Origin of the sequence: Pseudomonas sp. TNT2022 ID642 (assembly GCF_028656995.1) — a bacterium.
Classification (GTDB): Bacteria; Pseudomonadota; Gammaproteobacteria; order Pseudomonadales; family Pseudomonadaceae; genus Aquipseudomonas.
Genome location: NZ_JAMDGW010000006.1, coordinates 170,818 through 190,183 on the forward strand (window position 1 = coordinate 170,818; position 19,366 = coordinate 190,183).

Sequence of the window (19,366 nt, forward strand, 5' to 3'; positions counted from 1 at the left end):
TTGGTGGTAAGCTCGCGCACCATGAATATCTACAGCTCCCGCCCCGTTGTCCTCTGTCTCTCCGGCCACGACCCAAGTGGTGGCGCCGGCTTGCAGGCAGATATCGAAGCCCTGCTCGCGCAGGGTTGCCATGCGGCTCCGGCCGTCACCGCCCTGACCGTGCAAGACACCGTCAACGTCACTGACTTCCGCGTCCTCGACCGTGAGTGGGTGTTGGCTCAAGCCAATGCCGTGCTCAACGACTCCGAAGTCGCGGCGGTCAAACTGGGCATGCTCGGTTCGCTGGAAATGGTCGACACCGTTGTCGAACTGCTTTCGGCGCACCCGCACTTGCCAGTGGTCTGCGACCCGGTGCTGCGCGCCGGTGGCGGCGGTCGCCTGGGCAAGGACGAGGTCGGCTATGCGATGCGCGAGCGTCTGCTGCCGTTGTCGATCATTGCCACCCCTAACCTTCCTGAAGCGCGCATCCTCGCCGAACTGCCCGAAGGCACCGCGGACGAGTGCGCGGAAAAACTCCTGCCGTTCGTCAAAAACCTGCTGATCACCGGCGGCCACGGCGACGAAACTGAAATCCACAACCGCGTATATAGCCGCGACGGTCTGCGTGAAACTTTTATCTGCCAGCGCCTGCCGGGCAGCTATCACGGTTCCGGCTGCACCTTGGCCAGCGCCCTCGCCGGCCGACTGGCACAAGGCGAACATTTGGCCAGCGCTGTGCGCAGTGCTCTGGATTACACTTGGCGCACCCTGCGCGACGCCGAACAACTGGGCAAAGGCCAGTTCGTCCCGCGTCGCCTGCCGCTGGATTTCTGCTCGTAACGTCGTGAGGTCTGCCCGATGAAACTACGTGGCCTGTATGCCATTACCGACAGCCAATTGCTGGCCGGCAAGTTTCTGTCTTACGTGGAGGCGGCGCTGGAAGGCGGCGTCACCCTGCTGCAATACCGCGACAAGAGCAGCGACGAAGCCCGCCGGCTGCGCGAGGCCGAAGCGCTGCGCGATCTGTGTGAGCGCTACAAGACGCGACTGATCATCAACGATGATGCCGAACTGGCCGCGCGCCTCAACGTCGGCGTGCACCTCGGTCAGACCGACGGCCCGCTGTCGCCGACCCGCGCGCTGCTCGGTTCCAAAGCGATCATCGGTTCGACCTGCCACGCGCAAATCGCGCTGGCCGAACAAGCGGCCAAAGAAGGCGCGAGTTATGTCGCCTTCGGTCGCTTCTTCAATTCCAACACCAAGCCCGGCGCGCCGACCTGCAGCCTCGATCTGCTGGACGAAGCCAAGCGCACGTTGCACCTGCCAATCTGCGCGATTGGCGGCATCACCCTCGACAACGCCGCCCCGCTGGTGGCCCATGGCGTCGACCTGCTGGCCGTGGTTCACGGTCTGTTTGGTGCCGAAAGCACCGCCGAAGTCACCCGCCGCGCCCGCGCGTTCAATGAATTACTGAAAGTCTGATTTGAGAGCCCGATCATGTCTCGTTCCGAAACGCTGTTTGCCAATGCTCAGAAACACATTCCCGGTGGCGTGAACTCGCCAGTCCGCGCATTCAAGAGCGTTGGCGGCACCCCGCTGTTTTTCAAACACGCTGAAGGCGCTTACGTCACTGACGAAGACGACAAGCGTTATGTCGATTACGTCGGTTCGTGGGGCCCGATGATCCTCGGTCACAGCCACCCGGACGTTCTGGACGCGGTACGCAATCAACTGCAACACGGCTTGTCGTACGGCGCGCCGACCGCGATGGAAACCGAGATGGCCGATCTGGTCTGCTCGCTGGTGCCGTCGATGGACATGGTGCGCATGGTCAGCTCCGGCACCGAAGCAACCATGAGCGCGATCCGTCTGGCCCGTGGTTACACCGGCCGCGACAGCATCATCAAATTCGAAGGCTGCTACCACGGTCACTCCGACAGCCTGCTGGTCAAGGCCGGTTCCGGCGCACTGACCCAAGGCGTGCCAAGTTCGGCCGGCGTACCGGCGGCATTCGCCAAACACACTCTGACCCTGCCGTTCAACGACATCGACGCTGTGGAAAAGATGCTCGCTGAAGTGGGTGAGGACGTGGCGTGCATTATTGTTGAGCCGGTGGCCGGCAACATGAACTGCGTGCCGCCAGCGCCGGGTTTCCTCGAAGGTCTGCGTTCGCTGTGCGACAAGCATGGCGTGGTGCTGATTTTCGACGAAGTGATGACCGGTTTCCGCGTTGCCCTCGGTGGCGCTCAGGCGTACTACGGGGTCAATCCTGATCTGACCACGTTCGGCAAGATCATCGGCGGCGGCATGCCGGTTGGCTGCTTCGGTGGCAAGCGTGAAATCATGGAGCGCATCGCGCCGTTGGGTCCGGTGTATCAGGCCGGTACTCTGTCGGGTAACCCGTTGGCCATGGCCGCTGGTTTGACCACACTGCGCCTGATCAGCCGTCCGGGTTTCCACGCCGAGTTGACCGACTACACCACGCGCCTGCTCGACGGTCTGCAACAACGCGCCGATGCTGCGGGTATTCCGTTCGTGACCACCCAGGCTGGCGGCATGTTCGGTCTGTACTTCAGCGGCGCCGATGACATCGTCACCTTTGAAGACGTGATGGCCAGCGATGCTGCCCTGTTCGGTCGCTTCTTCCACCTGATGCTGGAAGGTGGCGTGTATCTGGCACCGAGCGCCTTCGAAGCCGGTTTTACCTCGATCGCCCACGGCGAAGCCGAGTTGAAACTGACACTGGACGCTGCCGAGCGCGCCTTCGCTGCACTGAAGTAATCGCCGTACCGCTGACGTTGGCTATCGCCAGCGTCAGCATTCACCTACACCCACGCTGTTTTTCCGATGCTCCTGCTAAAAATCTCCCCTAAAGTGGGCGATATATTCCCCGCGCAGCAGAAAAACGAGTAAAGACTTTGTAAGGTTGGCCCTGCTTATTTCATAATGCGCGCTTATTGGATCCCTCGATGGGTCCGCGTGCCCTTCAGAGGTAAGTCGATTCCCATGAACCGCACCGGCCGCACCCTTGCCTTGGGCTGCCTGTTGCTCCTTCAGCCCCTGCTCGCGCATGCACAAGCAGGCGGCAACTCGTTGTTGATCCCGGCGATGGGTCGTTGCACCCTCAATACTCAGCCGCAAGACGTCACGCAGGCACTGGCCGCCTGCCAGAAAGCGGCGGACGAAGGGGATGCGCAAGCGCAATACGAGTTGGGTGAGTTCTACTACGACGGCAAGAATGCGCCGCGCGACCTCAATCAAGCCCTGAGCTATTTCGAAAAAGCCTCGCTGCAAGGCCACGCTCAGGCGCAGTTCAAGCTCGGCACCATGTTCTTCCACGGTGAAGGCGTGCAGGCCAACAACATTCAGGCGTATATCGTGCTGAAGATGGCCGCGGTCAACGGCGCTGAAGATGCGCTGGATACGGCTGACGAAGTTTCCGAAAAAATGTCCCGCGAAGATCTCGAAACCGCCACTCAGGTGCTCGGGCAAATTTTCCGTAAATACCTGATGGAACTGCAGAGCGCCGATGGGCGTACGCCGTTTTCGCCTCTTCCCTGACCGCCGATAGTTCCCACGCTCTGCGTGGGAATTCATCCCGTGACGCTCCGCGTCACCGACGCAGAGCGTCGAAGGCGGCATTCCCACGCAGAGCGTGGGAACGATCAAAAATCCAGATCCGGTTTTACTTCTCAGGCATCGGCATCGGAAACGGCATCACATTGCCGACCGCGCCACGGGCTTCGCTGATTTTCGGGGTGCCCAGACGTTCCACTTCGTCGATGCGCACAATCGAATGCATCGGCACAAAGCTGCGCACCACGCCTTCGAACTGCGCCTTGAGCTTTTCTTCGCTCGGATCGACGACCACTTGCGTGCGCTCGCCAAAGACGAACTCTTCCACTTCCAGAAAGCCCCACAGATCACTTTGATAGATCTGCTTGGCGTACATTTCGAACACCTGGCCCTGGTTGAGAAAAATCACCTTATAGATTGGAGCTTCGCGTTTGGTCATGGCGGGGGGATAACATCGGGGATAAAAATGAGGGCACAAACTATAGCATAGCCTCCGGACGCACAGCGGTAGGAACCTGAGTGCTTGTTCCCTATAATGCCGGGTTCTTTGAATCACGTGACGACACTAATCCATGGCCAAGAAGCTTTACATCGAAACCCACGGTTGCCAGATGAACGAGTACGACAGCTCGCGCATGGTCGATCTGCTGGGTGAACATCAGGCCCTGGAAGTCACCGCCCGTGCGGAAGACGCCGACGTGATTCTGCTCAACACCTGCTCGATCCGCGAGCGCGCGCAAGATCGCGTGTACTCGCAGTTGGGTCGCTGGCGCGAACTGAAACTGGCCAACCCGGACATGGTGATCGCCGTCGGCGGTTGCGTGGCCAGCCAGGAAGGCGCGGCAATTCGTGATCGCGCGCCGTACGTCGATGTGGTCTTCGGCCCGCAGACCCTGCACCGCCTGCCGGAAATGATCGACGCCGCGCGTATCACCAAGCTGCCGCAAGTCGACGTGTCGTTCCCGGAAATCGAAAAATTCGACCACTTGCCCGAGCCGCGCATCGATGGCCCGAGCGCCTATGTGTCGGTGATGGAAGGCTGCAGCAAGTACTGCACGTTCTGCGTGGTGCCTTACACCCGTGGCGAAGAAGTCAGCCGGCCGTTCGATGACGTGATCGCCGAAGTCATCCACCTCGCCGAAAACGGTGTGCGTGAAGTGACGCTGCTGGGGCAGAACGTCAACGGCTATCGCGGCACCACCCATGACGGTCGACTCGCCGATCTCGCTGAGCTGATTCGCGTTGTCGCCGCCATCGACGGCATCGACCGCATCCGCTACACCACCTCGCACCCACTGGAGTTCTCGGACAGCCTGATCCAGGCCCACGCCGAGGTGCCGGAACTGGTGAAGCACCTGCATTTGCCGGTGCAATCGGGTTCCGACCGGATTCTCGCGGCGATGAAGCGCAACCACACGGCGCTGGAGTACAAATCCAAGCTGCGCAAACTGCGCGCGGCGGTACCGGGTATCTGCATCAGCTCGGACTTCATCGTCGGTTTCCCCGGCGAGACCGAGAAAGACTTCGAACAGACCATGAAGCTGATTGCCGACGTCGGTTTCGACTTCTCTTATTCCTTCGTTTATAGCCAGCGCCCGGGCACGCCGGCAGCCGATCTGGCCGACGACACCCCGGAAGAGCTGAAGAAGGAGCGCCTGAACGCGCTGCAACATCGCTTGAATCAGCAAGGTTTCGAAATCAGCCGACAAATGGTCGGTTCGATCCAGCGCATTCTGGTCACCGATTATTCGAAGAAAGACCCGGGCGAGTTGCAGGGGCGTACCGAGAATAATCGTATCGTCAACTTCCGCTGCGACAATCCGACCCTGATTGGTCAGTTTGCTGATGTACACATCGACGCGGCGCAACCGCACTCGCTGCGCGGCTCGCTGATCCAATAAATGCAAAAGATCGCAGCCTTCGGCAGCTCCTACATGGATTACATTCCCCTGTAGGAGCTGCCGAAGGCTGCGATCTTGACGGTGTCGACGCCAAGAATATTTAAGAGCTTTCGCCCCCAGGCCTCTGGCGTTATCCTTGATTTCATCTTAATTGCCCCAGGGCGGCTAAATACGACCTTGAACGCACCCATAGAACCACATCGTTTTATCCTCGAGCCCTTTGAGGCTCGCCGCTTCGCCAATCTGTGCGGGCAATTCGACGAGCATTTGCGCTTGATCGAACAGCGCCTGACGATCGAGATCCGCAACCGCGGAAACCAGTTCGAGCTGATCGGCGACCCCAAACACACCACGTCTGCGGAAAATCTGATTCGTCGCCTGTACCGGGAAACCAAAGGTTCAGAGCTGTCGCCAGATACGGTTCACCTGTTCCTGCAGGAATCGGCCGTCGTCGAACTGGATAACCACGCCCCCGCCGAAGCCTCCGTCGCCCTGCGCACCAAGAAAGGCATGATTCGCCCGCGCGGCTTGAATCAGCTGCGCTACGTGAAGGAAATCCTCGGCAACGACATCAACTTCGGCATCGGCCCGGCCGGTACCGGCAAGACCTATCTGGCCGTTGCTTGCGCTGTCGATGCACTGGAGCGTGAGCAGATCCGCCGCATCCTGCTGGTGCGTCCGGCGGTTGAAGCGGGTGAAAAACTCGGCTTCCTGCCCGGCGACCTGTCGCAGAAGATCGACCCGTATCTGCGCCCGCTCTACGACGCGCTCTACGAGATGCTCGGTTTTGAATACGTGGCCAAGCTGATCGAACGTCAGGTGATCGAAGTTGCGCCGCTGGCCTACATGCGCGGCCGTACACTGAACAACAGCTTCATCATTCTCGACGAAAGCCAGAACACCACCGTTGAACAGATGAAGATGTTCCTGACGCGGATCGGTTTCGGCTCCACAGCAGTCATCACCGGTGATATCACCCAGGTCGACCTGCCGAAAGGCACCAAGTCGGGTCTGCATCATGTGATTGAAGTGCTCAAAGACGTTCCGGGCATCAGCTTCACGCACTTCCAGCCTAAAGACGTCGTGCGCCATCCTTTGGTCCAGCGGATCGTCGAAGCCTACGAGCGCTTCGAAAACCGTGATGACGCCCCCAAGGACACCTCGCGAAATGCTTGAGCTAGACCTGCAAATCGCGACTGAAGCGAGCGCGCCGAGTGAAGCCGACTTCCGCCTGTGGTGCGAATTGGCCCTGCGCCAACGCACCGCCGATTCGGAAATGACCATTCGTCTGGTCGACGAAGAAGAAGGCCGCGAGCTCAATCACACCTGGCGCCACAAGGATTACGCGACCAACGTCCTGTCGTTCCCGGCTGAAGTGCCTGACGAGTTTCTCGACATCCCGTTGCTCGGCGATCTGGTGATCTGCGTGGCGGTGGTCGAGCGTGAAACCGCCGAACAAGGCAAGGAACTAAAGGCCCACTGGGCACATCTGGTCATTCACGGCTGCTTGCATCTGCTCGGTTACGACCATATAGATGACGAAGAAGCCGAAGAAATGGAAGCACTGGAACGCGAGTTGCTTGCCGAATTGGGCTATCCCGATCCGTACGCGGACGACGAACCCGAAACATCCCCTATCGTTACAACAAAGGATTCAGAGTAATCGCTATGAGCGAAGATCGATCGAGCAACGGGCAGAAGTCATGGCTGGGTAAACTGACCCAGGCTTTTGCCCACGAGCCGAAGAACCGTCAGGAGCTTCTCGAGCTGCTGCGTGATGCACATCAGAACAAACTGCTGGACAGCGAAGCGCTGGCCATCGTCGAAGGCGCCATTCAGGTGGCTGACCTGCAAGTACGCGACATCATGGTGCCGCGCTCGCAGATGATCAGCATCAAGGCGACCCAGACACCGCGTGAATTCCTCCCGGCCGTGGTCGACTCGGCCCACTCGCGTTATCCGGTCATCGGCGAAAGCCATGACGATGTGATGGGCGTGCTGCTGGCCAAGGATCTGCTGCCGCTGATCCTCAAGGAGAACGGCGACAGCTTCAACATCAAGGATCTGCTGCGCCCGGCCACCTTCGTGCCGGAGTCCAAGCGTCTGAACGTGTTGCTGCGAGAATTCCGCGCCAACCACAACCACATGGCCATCGTCATCGACGAATACGGCGGCGTGGCCGGTCTGGTAACGATTGAAGACGTGCTGGAACAGATCGTTGGCGACATCGAAGACGAGCACGACGTCGAAGAAGACAGCTACATCAAGCCACTGCCCAGCGGTGACTTCCTGATCAAGGCCCTGACGCCGATCGAGAACTTCAACGAGTTTTTCGACAGCGAGTTCTCCGACGACGAGTTCGACACCGTCGGCGGTCTGGTGATGAGCGCGTTCGGGCACTTGCCAAAACGCAACGAAATCACTGAAATCGGCGCCTATCGTTTCCGCATCCTGAACGCCGACAGCCGTCGGATTCATTTGCTGCGACTGACGCCAATTGCTCGTTAATTCTAAGGACTGAAATGCGCTGGACAACCCGCCCCGGCTGGCCCGGTAACCTGCTGGCCGTGGCGGCCGGTGCAATCACCACCTTCGCTCTGGCACCTTTCAACATCTGGCCGCTGGCTTTGCTGGCGGTCGGCTTGTTCTATGCCGGTTTGCGCGAGCTGAGCCCGCGTCAGGCGCTGGGCCGTGGCTGGTGTTTCGGTTTCGGCCTGTTCGGCGCCGGCACCAGCTGGATCTATTACAGCATTCACCATTTCGGCGGCGCTTCGGTGCTGCTGGCTGGCTTCCTGATGCTGCTGTTTACCGCAGCGATTGCCTGGTTCTTTGCCCTGCCGGCCTGGCTGTGGGCGCGCTGGTTGCGCCGTAATGAAGCGCCCGTGGCGGATGCTTTGGCGTTTGCTGCGTTGTGGGTCGGACAGGAAGCCTTTCGTGGCTGGTTCCTCACCGGTTTCCCGTGGCTGTACTCGGGTTACAGCCAGCTCGACGGCCCATTATCCGGACTCGCGCCGGTCGGTGGCATGTGGCTGGTGTCGTTCGTACTGGCGTTGACTGCGGCGCTGATTTACAACGCGCCGCGTCTGTTGCAAACCGGCCGCAAAGGTTTTGTCGTTGCCGGTCTGGTGCTGCTGGCTGGCCCTTGGGTGGCCGGCATTGCGCTTAAAGGCCACGCCTGGACCAGCCCGTCCGGCGCGCCGCTGAGTGTTGCCGCGATTCAAGGCAACGTCGCACAAAGCATGAAATGGGACCCGGCCGAGCTCAACGCGCAACTGGCCCTGTACCGCGATTTGAGTTTCCGTTCGAAACCGGTCGACTTGCTGATCTGGCCGGAAACCGCGGTGCCCGTGCTCAAGGAGTCCGCCGAGGGCTACCTGAACATGATGGGCACCTTCGCCGCCGAGCGTAAATCGGCGCTGATCACCGGTGTACCGATTCGCGAAACCGTTCGTCATGAAAAACGCTTCTTCAACGGTATTACCGTGGTCGGCGAAGGCGACGGTACTTATCTGAAACAGAAACTGGTGCCCTTCGGCGAATACGTGCCACTGCAGGATGTATTGCGCGGGCTGATCGCCTTCTTCGACCTGCCAATGTCCGACTTTGCCCGTGGCCCGGCTGATCAGGCGTTGCTGCAGGCCAAGGGTTATCAGATCGCGCCGTTCATCTGCTACGAAGTGGTGTATCCGGAGTTTGCCGCCAGCCTGTCGGCGCGCAGTGATCTGCTACTGACGATCAGTAACGACACTTGGTTCGGCACCTCGATTGGCCCGCTGCAACATCTGCAGATGGCGCAGATGCGCGCGCTTGAGGCCGGGCGCTGGATGATCCGCGCGACCAACAACGGCGTGACCGGGTTGATCAACCCGTTCGGGCAGATCACCGAGCAGATTCCGCAGTTCGAACAGGGCATTCTGTACGGCGAAGTGGTGCCGATGCACAACCTGACGCCGTATCTGCAATGGCGTTCGTGGCCATTGATCATCCTGTGCGTGCTGTTGTTTGGCTGGGCACTGATGGCCAGCCGGATGTCGAAAACCCTTTAAAGCAAAAGATCGCAGCCTGCGGCAGCTCCTACAGGGAAAACGCAAATCCCAATGTAGGAGCTGCCGCAGGCTGCGATCTTTTGATCTTCAGCGGTAAAACAACGAATACCCCACCTGCCCCACCGCCTCGTTCAGCAACTGCCCGCTCTGCCAGATCGATTTGAACTCCGGCAGCCAGCCACCAAACGGTCTTGCGTTATCGGTCCCCAGAAACCCCACCGGCGCCGGCACCACTTCAAATCCCGCCTGTTGAAAACTCCAAACCGAGCGCGGCATGTGCCAGGCCTGCGTCACCACGACTACGCGTTTGATCCCCTGCGGCAACAAGATATCAGCCGTGAACCTGGCGTTTTCCCACGTCGTACGGCTTTCACCTTCCTGCCAACGCACTGTCACGCCAAAATCGTCGCGCAATGAGTCCGCCATCAACTTCGCCTCAGTCGGCGGCGTACCGTAATGCAGGCCTCCCGTGGTCAGAATCGGCAAACCGGAAGCTTTGGCCAGCCGCGCCGCATATCGCTGACGCTCAAGCCCCACGCCGGTCGGCTGATCCTCGCCCCACGCCAGATCACCGCGCTCGCGCCCGGAACCCAGCACCACAATCGCGTCAGCCCGCTGCGCCAACGTCGCCCACTCTTCACGGGCCAACGGTGGTTCGCGCTCCAGCGCTTTGGCACCCCACTGCACGACCACCGGCAGGCTCATCAGCCACATTCCGCCAAGTCCAAGCGCAAAGCACACACCAGCCAGGCGTGGCCGAGAGCGACGCAGCCACCACGCAGCCAGCAATAGCAGCAAGAGAATGCCGGGCGGCAATAAAAGTTGTTTGATCAAATAACGAAAAGGCATCGAGCATCTCCAGAGATGCCCGAAGCCTAAGAGTGTTAATAAAGCGTTACAACCAATAGGTGGGATCCTGTTGAAAAAGATCCGGTTCTTGACCTGCCATGCGGTTACTTGGCCTGCACAGAGCGAACCTTGACGGTGTCTCTGCCGGGCGCCTTGTCCTTGAGCCAGATGACCTTGGCCGAATGTGCTGCATCGAGCTGCTTCACTGCTTGTGACAGGCATCCATGCGATTCACGTTCACTGCGATCCAGATAGGCCTTGACCAGTTTGAACTCAGCGGGGCTCAAGCCACGCAATTCCAGTTCCAGGGGGCGCTCGTCGCGCAGCCGGTCGGCGGTTTTTACAGCGTCCAGGGCCATACCCAGACGGTCGATCAACCTTTCGTACAACTCGGGTTTAGTCACTTTTTTCTGCCGTTGCTCCACCATCCCTCACCTCATTGAAGATAAGACTCACTCCCCAGTTAGAGCTTAGCTTCGCTGCACAAACCGGCTGCACGCCGCGACCAACGGCCCTCGCCACGGATTGGCCGGGGAAAACAGCTGTAATCAGGGTTTCCCTAGGCCAAGCGCGGTCATGTATGCTACGGCGCTTCCTGTAATTCCACTTCCAGCTCGTCCGGGCCAACCCCGGAACCTGCGTTGAAGAGGATTAGGCCACCCCTATCCAGTACAAAAGTAGCCATGCACGAACAATATCAGCCCCGTGAAATCGAAGCCGCCGCCCAGTCGTTCTGGGACGAGCAAAAGTCCTTTGAAGTCAGTGAACAGCCAGGCAAGGAAACCTACTACTGCCTGTCGATGTTCCCTTACCCCAGCGGCAAGCTACACATGGGGCACGTGCGCAACTACACCATCGGCGACGTGATCTCCCGCTATCAGCGCATGCTCGGCAAGAACGTTCTGCAACCGATGGGTTGGGACGCTTTCGGCATGCCGGCGGAAAACGCCGCGATGAAGAACAACGTCGCGCCGGCCAAGTGGACCTACGAAAACATCGCCTACATGAAAACCCAGCTGCGCAGCCTGGGCCTGGCGGTTGACTGGTCGCGCGAAGTGACTACCTGCAAGCCGGATTACTACCGCTGGGAACAATGGCTGTTCACTCGCCTGTTCGAAAAAGGCGTGATCTACCGTAAAAACGGCACCGTGAACTGGGACCCGATCGACCAGACCGTTCTGGCTAACGAACAGGTGATCGACGGTCGCGGCTGGCGTTCCGGCGCGCTGATCGAAAAGCGCGAAATCCCGATGTACTACTTCAAGATCACCGCCTACGCGGATGAGCTTCTGGAGAGCCTCGACGAGCTGACGGGCTGGCCTGAACAGGTCAAGACCATGCAGCGCAACTGGATCGGCAAATCCCGCGGCATGGAAGTGCAGTTCCCGTACAACGTCGACTCGATCGGCGAAGCCGGCACCCTGAAAGTCTTCACCACCCGTCCGGACACCCTGATGGGCGCGACTTACGTCGCCGTGGCTGCCGAGCACCCGCTGGCGACCCTGGCGGCGAAAAACAATCCTGAGCTGCAAGCGTTCATCGCTGAATGCAAGGGCGGCAGCGTCGCCGAAGCCGACGTCGCTACCCAAGAGAAAAAAGGCCTGCCGACCGGCCTGTTCGTCGAGCACCCGCTGACCGGTGAAAAACTCCCGGTGTGGGTCGCCAACTATGTGCTGATGCACTACGGCGACGGCGCTGTAATGGCCGTACCGGCGCACGACGAGCGTGATTTCGAATTCGCCCACAAGTACAACCTGCCGGTTAAATCCGTGGTGCGTACCAGCTCCGGCGATACCAACCCGGCCCCGTGGCAAGACGCCTACGGCGAGCACGGCACGCTGATCAACTCCGGCGAGTTCGACGGCCTCGACTTCGCCGGCGCGTTCGACGCCATGGAAGTCGCCCTGATCAAGAAAGAACTGGGCGCTTCGCGTACCCAGTTCCGCCTGCGCGACTGGGGCATCAGCCGCCAGCGCTACTGGGGCTGCCCGATCCCGATCATCCACTGCGATGCCTGCGGTGACGTGCCGGTGCCGGAAGATCAACTGCCTGTGGTCCTGCCGGAAGACGTGGTGCCGGACGGCGCCGGTTCGCCGCTGGCGCGCATGCCTGAGTTCTACGAGTGCAGCTGCCCGAAATGCGGCCAGCCTGCCAAGCGTGAAACCGACACCATGGACACCTTCGTCGAGTCGTCGTGGTATTACGCCCGCTACGCCTCGCCGCACTTTGAAGGTGGCCTGGTGGAAAAATCCGCAGCCGATCACTGGCTGCCGGTCGATCAGTACATCGGCGGTATCGAACACGCCATTCTTCACCTGCTCTATGCGCGCTTCTTCCACAAGCTGATGCGTGATGAAGGCCTGGTCAGCTCCAACGAGCCGTTCAAGAACCTGCTGACCCAAGGCATGGTGATCGCCGAAACTTACTACCGTCGCGAAGCCAATGGTGCTTACACCTGGTTCAACCCGGCGGACGTGGAACTCGAGCGCGACAGCAAAGCCAAGGTCATCAGCGCCAAACTGATTGCCGACGGCCTGCCGGTGGAAATCGGCGGCACCGAGAAGATGGCCAAGTCGAAGAACAACGGCGTCGACCCACAGTCGATGATCGATCAGTTCGGCGCGGACACCTGCCGCCTGTTCATGATGTTCGCTTCGCCACCCGACATGAGCGCGGAATGGTCCGACTCCGGCGTCGAAGGTTCGCACCGCTTCCTCAAACGCGTCTGGCGTCTGGCACAAGCTCACGTTTCTCAGGGTCTGCCGGGCAAACTGGACATCGCCAGCCTGAACGACGAGCAGAAAGCCGTGCGCCGTGCGATCCATCTGGCCATCAAACAGGCCAGCCACGACGTCGGCCAGAACCACAAGTTCAACACTGCCATCGCCCAGGTGATGACACTGATGAACGTGCTGGAGAAAGCCGCGCAAGGCACCGAACAGGACCGCGCGCTGATTCACGAAGGCCTGGAAGCCGTGACACTGTTGCTGGCGCCGATCACCCCGCACATCAGCCACGAACTGTGGAATCAGCTCGGTCACGCCGACGCTGTCATCGACGCCGGCTGGCCGGCTGTGGACGAAAGCGCGCTGGTGCAGGACAGCCTGACGCTGGTTATTCAGGTCAACGGCAAGCTGCGTGGCCAGATCGAAATGCCGGCCAGCGCAACGCGTGAAGAAGTCGAAGCGGCAGCCCGCGCCAACGAAAACGTACTGCGTTTCGTCGACGGCCTGACGATTCGTAAAGTGATCGTTGTGCCGGGGAAACTGGTCAACATCGTCGCCAGCTAATTGGATCGGGCGTCAGGTTTGCCTGGCGCCAAGTAAAACCTTTCGGGCCGCACGGTCGGCCCACCTGGTTTCAAGGGGAGCAACACAATGATCAAACGCAATCTGCTGGTGATGGGCCTCGCCGTTCTCTTGAGCGCCTGCGGTTTCCAGCTGCGCGGCACCGGCACCAACGAACTGACGATCAAGGAACTTGATCTGAGCGCCCGCAACGCCTATGGCGAGACGGTCACGCAACTGCGCCAGGTATTGGAGTCGAGCGGCGTCAAGGTTTACAGCGGTGCGCCGTACAAATTGTTCCTGGCTGACGAGCAGGAAAGCCAGCGTATCCTCAGCTACGCCGGCGCCGGTCGTACCGGTGAGTATCAGGTCACTACCATCCTGAGCTACGACATCCGTGGCGACAAAAATCTTTCTCTGCTGAGCGACAAGCTTGAAGTACAGAAAGTGTTTATCCACGACGGCAACAACCTCGTCGGCTCCGACCAGGAAGCCAACGACGCCCGTCGCGATATCCGTCGCGAACTGGTTCAACGCATGATGCTACGCCTGCAACAGCTGACCCCTGGTCAACTGGAGCAACTGCAGCAAGCCGCCAATGACCGCGCCAAGGCAGAAGCCGATGCGCTGCAAGCGGCGCAAAAGGCTGAAGCGGAAACCCCGCGTCAGTCGCCGCTCGAAGTACCGCAGCAGTAAGACGTTCGGGGCGCTCAGGCGCCCCGTTCGGCATTCCTTATGAAGCTCGCTCCCGCCCAACTCGGTAAACACCTGCAAGGTGCTTTGGCGCCTGTCTACATCATCAGCGGCGATGACCCGCTGCTGTGTCAGGAAGCCGCCGACGCCATCCGCAGCGCTGCGCGCCAGCAAGGTTTTGACGAACGCCAGGTCTTTGCTGCCGACGCCAATTTCGATTGGGGCACGTTGTTGCAAGCGGGCGCCAGCATGTCGTTGTTCGCGGAAAAACGCCTGCTGGAACTGCGCCTGCCTTCAGGCAAGCCCGGTGACAAGGGCGCCGCTGCATTCATCGAATATTGCTCACGTCCCGCTGAAGACACGGTGCTGCTGATCAGCCTGCCCAAGATGGATGGCAGCGCGCAGAAGACCAAGTGGGGCAAGGCGCTGGTCGAAGGTCAGCAAACCCAGTTCATCCAGATCTGGCCGGTGGATGCCAATCAGCTGCCCAGCTGGATTCGTCAGCGCTTGTCTCAGGCCGGACTGTCGGCCAGCCAGGACGCGGTCGAATTGATTGCTGCACGCGTCGAGGGCAATTTGCTCGCCGCCGCGCAGGAAATCGAAAAGCTCAAGTTGATGGCCGAAGGTGGCCAGATCACCGTCGAAACCGTGCAGGCCGCTGTGGCCGACAGTGCGCGGTTCGACGTGTTCGGCCTTACCGATGCCGTGCTCAATGGCGAGCCGGCCCACGCGCTGCGCATGCTTGAAGGCTTGCGTGGCGAAGGCGTCGAACCACCGGTGATTCTCTGGGCGCTGGCGCGGGAGCTGCGGCTGCTGGCCAACATCTCCTTGCAATACAGCCAGGGCACGCCGCTGGACAAGTGTTTCAGCCAGGCAAAACCGCCAGTCTGGGACAAGCGCAAGCCGCTGATGAGCAAAGCCCTGCAGCGCTACTCGGCGCAACGCTGGGCGCAGTTGTTGCTGGAAGCGCAGCGGATCGATGCGCAAATCAAGGGCCAGGCTGCCGGTTCGCCGTGGATGAGTCTGAGTCGTCTGGCTCTATTGATGGCTGGCCAGCGTCTTTCACTGCCTGCCGAATAAGATCAAAAGATCGCAGCCTTTGGCAGCTCCTACACCAATCCCTGTAGGAGCTGCGGCACGCTGCGATCTTTTGATCTTGTTTCCTACAATGCACGCCTGCATTTGCACTATAGACAGATGCCCGACATCGGCAGATTATTTGCCGCGCAAAACCCACTCAATCGAGAGAACCCTCATGAGCAAAAAGCCATCGAAACATGGCCCCAACAAGGCCAAATCCATCGTCGCCCAGCCCCTGTTCCGCAGTCGCCAGGAACGACCAACCAAGGGTAAAGGCAGCTACCGCCGCGAAGCCTTCCAGTCTGACAGCTGGGAGGCTTCTTACTTTCTGGCTGCTTGAAGCACAGCACCCCTCGGTCATGTTAAGGTCTGCACCTGATTCGTATCCCCTGGAACCGTGCATGCCCTTTAGTCTTTCCCGTCGTTGGCCTGTTCGCCAATTGATCGCTGCCTCCAGCTTCATTCTGCTTGTCGCCTGCGCGGAAAAACCGACCGCCGCCGATGCGCAACCTCTTCAAGCCGCTCCCGTCGCCACGGCCCCAGCGATTATTCCGCCGGTAGTGCCGTCCGCCGACCCTCTCGACCTTCAGCCGACCCAGACTTTTGCCGAATGGCAGGCAGGCTTTCGCAAAGATGCGCTGGCCGCTGGGATTCGCCCCGATCTGTTCGATCGCGCATTTGCCAATGTCAGCTTCGACGCCAGTGTGATTCGGGCCGACCGCAGTCAGCCGGAGTTCTCCCGCCCGGTGTGGGAATACCTCGACGGCGCCCTGTCGCCACTGCGCGTGCGCAAGGGTCAGGCGCTGATCAGCCAGTACGCCGATATACTGCAAAGCATCGAGCAGCGTTATGGCGTTGACCGTCAGGCGTTGGTCTCGGTGTGGGGCATGGAAAGCAACTTCGGCCAGTTCCAGGGCAGCAAGTCGGTGATCAACTCGCTGGCCACCCTCGCCTACGAAGGCCGCCGCCCGGGTTTTGCTCATGCACAGCTGATCGCCGCCCTGCAGATCCTGCAGCAGGGTGATATCACGCCGGAGAAGATGCTCGGCTCGTGGGCCGGCGCCATGGGGCAGACCCAGTTCATTCCGACCACCTATAACACTCACGCCGTGGATTTCGACGGTGACGGCCGCCGCGACATCTGGGGCAGCCCGGCCGATGCGCTGGCCTCGACCGCGCATTACCTGCAAAGCTCAGGCTGGCAGCGTGGCCAGCCGTGGGGCTTCGAAGTACAACTGCCGAGCAGCTTCAATTACACGCTGGCCGACGGTGCGATTCGCAAGAGCGTTGCCGAATGGCGTCAACTGGGCGTGATGCTGCCGAACGGCGCTCAGGTCCCGGCAGGTTCAGAACAACTGTCCGCCGCCCTGCTGCTGCCCGCCGGCTATCGCGGCCCGGCGTTCCTGATCCTCGACAACTTCCGGGCGATCCTCAAGTACAACAATTCTTCGTCGTATGCCTTGGCGGTCAGTCTGTTGTCCGAGCGTTTCAGCGGCGGCGGCTTGATCAACGGCAACTGGCCGAAAGATGACCTGCCGCTGAGCCGCACCGAGCGCATGGAATTGCAGACCCTGCTGAGCGCGCGCAATTACGATGCCGGCACAGCGGACGGGATCATCGGCGCCAATACGCGCAAAGCGATTCGCAGTGCCCAGCAGTCGCTTGGCTGGCCGGCGGATGGGTATCCGACGCACAAGTTGCTGGAAAGCCTGCGCAACCAATAAAGTAAAAATCAAAAGATCGCAGCCTTCGGCAGCTCCTACTGGGCAAATATCAATCCCCTGTAGGAGCTGCCGAAGGCTGCGATCTTTTTACTTCACCCACAAACTATCGGGTGACGACATCCTGCTCCAGCATCAATTCCTGCTTCCCCGCATCCAGCCGCACCAGCGCACCCATCGGCAGCGTCAGGTTCGGATCGCAATGCCCGCTTCGCCACCCCGATAACACCGGAATCCGTAACGGCTCGAACGTCTGCTTGAGCAACCGGTTCAGTGCCGCGACATCCACCCCCGCCACATCCCCGACCAACACACCACGCAATTTGGCCAGTTTGCCGGCCAGACGCATCTGGGTCAGCAAGCGATCAATGCGATACAGCGGCTCGTTGATGTCTTCGATGAGCAGAATCACCCCTTCGACATCAATCTCGTAAGGCGTGCCCAGCGTTGCGGCGATCATCGCCAGATTACCGCCGAGCAAGCGCCCGTGCGCGATGCCGGGCTCGACCGTGGTCAATGGATAAGCCACCGGATGGCTAAACACACTCCCTGCCTTCAATTGCCCGCGCAGCATGGCGAAGAACGAAGTAACGGTCGGCGGCTCCTTATCGCCCAACAGGTCGGCGTTGAGCAGCGGCCCGTGAAAGGTCACGAATCCGGCATAACGACTGATGGCCAGATGCAGCGCAGTGATATCGCTGTAGCCGACGAAAGGCTTGGCGTTGCGGCTCAGCAGGTCGTAGTCGATCCGGTCGAGCAATCGCGGCGTGCCGTAGCCACCGCGCAGGCAAATGATCGCATCGACCTCGGGATCAGCGAACGCCGCGTGCAGGTCACGCAGGCGTACATCGTCACTACCGGCCAGATAGCCGTCCTTCTCATAAACGCCGGGAAACACCTTCAGCCCATAACCACGAGCGCGCATCCATTGCATCGCCTTATCGGTGTCCAGAGCACCGGGGCCGGCAGGCGCAATGACGCCGATCAGCCCTTCCGAGGGCAGCGCAGGCACGGCTTTGTGCGGGCAAAGTGTGTGGGTTGGTCGAACGGTCATCCTTGGATCTCCCTGTGAAGTCATGCACACACAGTAGTCAGGAACGGCGGCAAACAGAAGAGGGTCAGCCACGCCGTGGATTGAAGGAAAAATCAGCAGCGAATGTAATCCGGGCAAAAAAATGCCCGCCGGGCGTTAAAGCCTCGGCGGGCATGTTTTCATTCAACGCAGGCTCAGGAACCCAGCAGCTCAGCCTTGACCAGCTTCGCTTGCTCGTCGGCGTGGTACGAAGAACGCACCAGCGGGCCCGAGGCGACGTTCTTGAAGCCCATCTTGTAACCTTCCTCGGCGAACCAGGCGAAGGTGTCCGGGTGCACGAAACGCTGCACCGGCAAGTGGCTGCGCGACGGTTGCAGGTACTGGCCGAGGGTCAGCATGTCGATGTCGTGTTCGCGCATGCGCTTCATCACTTCAATGACTTCTTCGTCGGTCTCGCCCAGACCCAGCATCAGGCCGGATTTGGTCGGAATGTGCGGCATCATCTGCTTGAAGCGTTGCAGCAGGGTTAGCGACCACTGGTAATCCGAACCCGGACGCGCAGCCTTGTACAGACGCGGCACGGTTTCCAGGTTGTGGTTGAACACATCCGGCGGCTCGGCCGCAGTGATTTCCAGCGCGACGTCCATACGGCCACGGTAGTCCGGAACCAGAGTCTCGAGCTGCACGTTCGGCGACAGTTTGCGGATTTCGCGGATGCAGTCGGCAAAGTGCTGGGCACCGCCGTCGCGCAGGTCGTCGCGGTCAACCGAGGTGATCACCACGTACTTGAGCTTAAGGTCAGCGATGGCGATGGCCAGGCTTTCCGGCTCGTTGACGTCCAATGGCTTCGGGCGACCATGGCCGACGTCGCAGAACGGGCAGCGACGGGTGCAGATGTCACCCATGATCATGAAGGTCGCGGTGCCGCCGGAGAAGCACTCGCCGAGGTTCGGGCAGGAGGCTTCTTCGCAGACGCTGTGCAGCTTGTGTTTGCGCAGCAGGCTCTTGATGCGATCGACTTCCGGCGAAACCGGAATGCGTACACGAATCCAGTCAGGTTTCTTCGGCAGTTCGGTGGTCGGAATGATCTTTACCGGGATGCGTGCAACCTTCTCGGCGCCGCGCAGCTTGACGCCGGCTTCAACCTTGGGACGCGGGGCCGGGCGCTCGGTCACGTCGAGCGTCGGGATCATGGTTTGCA

19 protein-coding genes are annotated in these 19,366 nt (G+C 60.2%); 14 read left to right on the forward strand and 5 right to left on the reverse strand.

The window, feature by feature from the left end:
• The first annotated feature begins 21 nt into the window (after positions 1-21).
• The 4 genes from M5G26_RS05525 to M5G26_RS05540 all read left to right on the forward strand — a co-directional run bounded on the left by M5G26_RS05525 (position 22) and on the right by M5G26_RS05540 (position 3,540).
• A complete protein-coding gene (locus tag M5G26_RS05525; RefSeq protein ID WP_007909650.1) occupies positions 22-819 on the forward strand; it encodes a hydroxymethylpyrimidine/phosphomethylpyrimidine kinase in 798 nt (265 codons plus the stop codon).
• Between the two features lie 18 nt (positions 820-837).
• A complete protein-coding gene (gene thiE, locus M5G26_RS05530; protein WP_122599794.1) occupies positions 838-1,461 on the forward strand; it encodes a thiamine phosphate synthase in 624 nt (207 codons plus the stop codon).
• A 15-nt stretch (positions 1,462-1,476) separates the two neighbouring features.
• Entirely contained in the window at positions 1,477-2,760 is a 1,284-nt protein-coding gene (gene hemL / locus M5G26_RS05535; RefSeq protein ID WP_038361864.1) for a glutamate-1-semialdehyde 2,1-aminomutase, read from the forward strand.
• Positions 2,761-2,985: 225 nt separating this feature from the next.
• The gene (locus M5G26_RS05540) at positions 2,986-3,540 is read left to right on the forward strand and encodes a tetratricopeptide repeat protein (RefSeq protein ID WP_003228518.1); all 555 of its coding nucleotides are present in this window, start codon (positions 2,986-2,988) and stop codon (positions 3,538-3,540) included.
• 124 nt (positions 3,541-3,664) lie between these two features.
• Here the strand turns inward: M5G26_RS05540 and M5G26_RS05545 are convergent, their stop codons facing one another.
• Positions 3,665-3,994: a DUF1820 family protein gene (locus M5G26_RS05545; protein WP_003185742.1), complete on the reverse strand. Its 330-nt coding sequence runs from the start codon at positions 3,992-3,994 to the stop codon at positions 3,665-3,667.
• A gap of 133 nt (positions 3,995-4,127) precedes the next feature.
• On the opposite strand from M5G26_RS05545, the gene miaB reads away from it, so the two are divergent.
• From miaB to lnt, 5 genes are all read left to right on the forward strand, one after another.
• Entirely contained in the window at positions 4,128-5,456 is a 1,329-nt protein-coding gene (gene miaB, locus M5G26_RS05550; RefSeq protein ID WP_273914642.1) for a tRNA (N6-isopentenyl adenosine(37)-C2)-methylthiotransferase MiaB, read from the forward strand.
• A gap of 177 nt (positions 5,457-5,633) precedes the next feature.
• Positions 5,634-6,632, forward strand: coding sequence for a PhoH family protein (locus M5G26_RS05555; protein ID WP_042704951.1), 999 nt, complete (start codon positions 5,634-5,636; stop codon positions 6,630-6,632).
• Positions 6,625-7,119: an rRNA maturation RNase YbeY gene (ybeY, locus tag M5G26_RS05560; RefSeq protein ID WP_150694689.1), complete on the forward strand. Its 495-nt coding sequence runs from the start codon at positions 6,625-6,627 to the stop codon at positions 7,117-7,119. Before M5G26_RS05555 ends, ybeY begins: the two co-directional genes overlap by 8 nt.
• Positions 7,120-7,124: 5 nt before the next feature.
• On the forward strand, positions 7,125-7,964 hold the full coding sequence (locus M5G26_RS05565) for an HlyC/CorC family transporter (protein ID WP_007909641.1): 840 nt from the start codon (positions 7,125-7,127) through the stop codon (positions 7,962-7,964).
• 14 nt (positions 7,965-7,978) lie between these two features.
• On the forward strand, positions 7,979-9,502 hold the full coding sequence (gene lnt / locus M5G26_RS05570; protein ID WP_095114030.1) for an apolipoprotein N-acyltransferase: 1,524 nt from the start codon (positions 7,979-7,981) through the stop codon (positions 9,500-9,502).
• An 87-nt stretch (positions 9,503-9,589) separates the two neighbouring features.
• On the opposite strand, the gene M5G26_RS05575 is transcribed toward lnt, so the two are convergent.
• Positions 9,590-10,351, reverse strand: a complete 762-nt coding sequence (locus M5G26_RS05575) for a YdcF family protein (RefSeq protein ID WP_273914643.1) — start codon at positions 10,349-10,351, stop codon at positions 9,590-9,592.
• Positions 10,352-10,455: 104 nt separating this feature from the next.
• Positions 10,456-10,779 carry a hypothetical protein gene (locus M5G26_RS05580; protein WP_134177208.1) on the reverse strand — a complete coding sequence of 108 codons (324 nt, stop codon included), beginning with the start codon at positions 10,777-10,779 and terminating at the stop codon, positions 10,456-10,458.
• A 255-nt stretch (positions 10,780-11,034) separates the two neighbouring features.
• Here M5G26_RS05580 and leuS point away from each other — a divergent pair, with 255 nt between their 5' ends.
• The 5 genes from leuS (at position 11,035) to M5G26_RS05605 (ending at position 17,135) form a co-directional block, all read left to right on the forward strand.
• Positions 11,035-13,641: a leucine--tRNA ligase gene (gene leuS / locus M5G26_RS05585; RefSeq protein WP_134177207.1), complete on the forward strand. Its 2,607-nt coding sequence runs from the start codon at positions 11,035-11,037 to the stop codon at positions 13,639-13,641.
• Positions 13,642-13,728: 87 nt separating this feature from the next.
• On the forward strand, positions 13,729-14,334 hold the full coding sequence (locus M5G26_RS05590) for an LPS-assembly lipoprotein LptE (RefSeq protein ID WP_134177205.1): 606 nt from the start codon (positions 13,729-13,731) through the stop codon (positions 14,332-14,334).
• 39 nt (positions 14,335-14,373) lie between these two features.
• Positions 14,374-15,411, forward strand: a complete 1,038-nt coding sequence (gene holA / locus M5G26_RS05595) for a DNA polymerase III subunit delta (RefSeq protein ID WP_095048770.1) — start codon at positions 14,374-14,376, stop codon at positions 15,409-15,411.
• Between the two features lie 175 nt (positions 15,412-15,586).
• Positions 15,587-15,751, forward strand: coding sequence for an alternative ribosome rescue factor ArfA (gene arfA / locus M5G26_RS05600; protein ID WP_016986126.1), 165 nt, complete (start codon positions 15,587-15,589; stop codon positions 15,749-15,751).
• Between the two features lie 61 nt (positions 15,752-15,812).
• A complete protein-coding gene (locus tag M5G26_RS05605) occupies positions 15,813-17,135 on the forward strand; it encodes a lytic murein transglycosylase (protein ID WP_134177204.1) in 1,323 nt (440 codons plus the stop codon).
• Between the two features lie 103 nt (positions 17,136-17,238).
• Here the strand turns inward: M5G26_RS05605 and M5G26_RS05610 are convergent, their stop codons facing one another.
• Together M5G26_RS05610 and lipA are read right to left on the reverse strand one after the other, a co-directional pair.
• A complete protein-coding gene (locus M5G26_RS05610; RefSeq protein ID WP_273914644.1) occupies positions 17,239-18,186 on the reverse strand; it encodes a S66 peptidase family protein in 948 nt (315 codons plus the stop codon).
• Positions 18,187-18,359: 173 nt separating this feature from the next.
• Positions 18,360-19,358, reverse strand: a complete 999-nt coding sequence (gene lipA / locus M5G26_RS05615) for a lipoyl synthase (protein ID WP_161986515.1) — start codon at positions 19,356-19,358, stop codon at positions 18,360-18,362.
• Positions 19,359-19,366: the final 8 nt, after the last annotated feature.

What these genes read in the sequence shown, in the direction of transcription:
- M5G26_RS05580 (WP_134177208.1), bottom strand. Translation starts at nt 10,779, where the DNA reads ATGGTGGAGCAACGGCAGAAAAAAGTGACTAAACCCGAGTTGTACGAA.
- M5G26_RS05605 (WP_134177204.1), top strand. Translation starts at nt 15,813, where the DNA reads ATGCCCTTTAGTCTTTCCCGTCGTTGGCCTGTTCGCCAATTGATCGCT.
- M5G26_RS05575 (WP_273914643.1), bottom strand. Translation starts at nt 10,351, where the DNA reads ATGCCTTTTCGTTATTTGATCAAACAACTTTTATTGCCGCCCGGCATT.
- thiE (WP_122599794.1), top strand. Translation starts at nt 838, where the DNA reads ATGAAACTACGTGGCCTGTATGCCATTACCGACAGCCAATTGCTGGCC.
- lnt (WP_095114030.1), top strand. Translation starts at nt 7,979, where the DNA reads ATGCGCTGGACAACCCGCCCCGGCTGGCCCGGTAACCTGCTGGCCGTG.
- M5G26_RS05610 (WP_273914644.1), bottom strand. Translation starts at nt 18,186, where the DNA reads ATGACCGTTCGACCAACCCACACACTTTGCCCGCACAAAGCCGTGCCT.
- lipA (WP_161986515.1), bottom strand. Translation starts at nt 19,358, where the DNA reads ATGATCCCGACGCTCGACGTGACCGAGCGCCCGGCCCCGCGTCCCAAG.
- arfA (WP_016986126.1), top strand. Translation starts at nt 15,587, where the DNA reads ATGAGCAAAAAGCCATCGAAACATGGCCCCAACAAGGCCAAATCCATC.
- M5G26_RS05525 (WP_007909650.1), top strand. Translation starts at nt 22, where the DNA reads ATGAATATCTACAGCTCCCGCCCCGTTGTCCTCTGTCTCTCCGGCCAC.
- ybeY (WP_150694689.1), top strand. Translation starts at nt 6,625, where the DNA reads ATGCTTGAGCTAGACCTGCAAATCGCGACTGAAGCGAGCGCGCCGAGT.
- M5G26_RS05540 (WP_003228518.1), top strand. Translation starts at nt 2,986, where the DNA reads ATGAACCGCACCGGCCGCACCCTTGCCTTGGGCTGCCTGTTGCTCCTT.
- M5G26_RS05565 (WP_007909641.1), top strand. Translation starts at nt 7,125, where the DNA reads ATGAGCGAAGATCGATCGAGCAACGGGCAGAAGTCATGGCTGGGTAAA.
- M5G26_RS05590 (WP_134177205.1), top strand. Translation starts at nt 13,729, where the DNA reads ATGATCAAACGCAATCTGCTGGTGATGGGCCTCGCCGTTCTCTTGAGC.
- holA (WP_095048770.1), top strand. Translation starts at nt 14,374, where the DNA reads ATGAAGCTCGCTCCCGCCCAACTCGGTAAACACCTGCAAGGTGCTTTG.
- leuS (WP_134177207.1), top strand. Translation starts at nt 11,035, where the DNA reads ATGCACGAACAATATCAGCCCCGTGAAATCGAAGCCGCCGCCCAGTCG.
- hemL (WP_038361864.1), top strand. Translation starts at nt 1,477, where the DNA reads ATGTCTCGTTCCGAAACGCTGTTTGCCAATGCTCAGAAACACATTCCC.
- miaB (WP_273914642.1), top strand. Translation starts at nt 4,128, where the DNA reads ATGGCCAAGAAGCTTTACATCGAAACCCACGGTTGCCAGATGAACGAG.
- M5G26_RS05545 (WP_003185742.1), bottom strand. Translation starts at nt 3,994, where the DNA reads ATGACCAAACGCGAAGCTCCAATCTATAAGGTGATTTTTCTCAACCAG.